Source organism: Vibrio sp. Vb1980, from assembly GCF_033338615.1.
Classification (GTDB): domain Bacteria; phylum Pseudomonadota; class Gammaproteobacteria; order Enterobacterales; family Vibrionaceae; genus Vibrio; species Vibrio alginolyticus.
In genome coordinates this window covers 1-507 of the sequence record NZ_JAWOSZ010000194.1, presented here as the reverse complement: position 1 = coordinate 507, position 507 = coordinate 1, and the positions used below count along the sequence as shown (strand labels likewise).

General features: G+C 47.5%; 1 protein-coding gene. It reads right to left on the bottom strand.

Features of this window, described 5'->3' with window-relative positions; translation table 11 throughout:
* Nucleotides 1-135 precede the first annotated feature (135 nt).
* On the bottom strand, nucleotides 136-369 hold the full coding sequence (locus R7F64_RS24460) for a major coat protein (protein ID WP_015975175.1): 234 nt from the start codon (nucleotides 367-369) through the stop codon (nucleotides 136-138).
* Between the last annotated feature and the right edge of the window lie 138 nt (nucleotides 370-507).

Genomic DNA, 507 nt, shown 5'->3' with positions numbered 1-507 from the left:
CATGTATAAACCTCATTAAAAAAGGGAGCCGAAGCCCCCTATCCCCTAAAGTTTTGAGAGGCCACAAATCCAGCCATGCCACCCAAAAGCACAAAGACGATGAGAATGACATCGTGAAGAATGGCCAACATAAACTTAAGCCTTATTCACAGCACGCTTAGCAAGAGTGATGGATTTGTAAGCCATAGTAATGCCGACAATCACCAGACCTGCCGCGCCGATTTTGGTTGCTACACCAGATAAGTCGATAGCGGAGAACGGGTCAGCTGCACCACCTTCCGCCGCCATAGCAGGGACAGAAAGCACCGCAACAGTGACGGTTGCCGCCGCTTGTTTACCGAACTTTTTAAGCGCGTTTAGACGTTTCATAACAGATTCCTCAAAGTAGTTTTATTAAACGTATTGCCATTTTGATGGCGTAAGTTGAGAGATATCCGCCAACGAACACCAAGGTGAAACCCAAGCTGAACGCTTGAGATATCTCTCCTGGAGTCAGCTGTGTGTAGC

Excerpts from the sequence above, each read along its gene's own strand:
- R7F64_RS24460 (WP_015975175.1), bottom strand. The coding sequence starts at position 369 with ATGAAACGTCTAAACGCGCTTAAAAAGTTCGGTAAACAAGCGGCGGCA.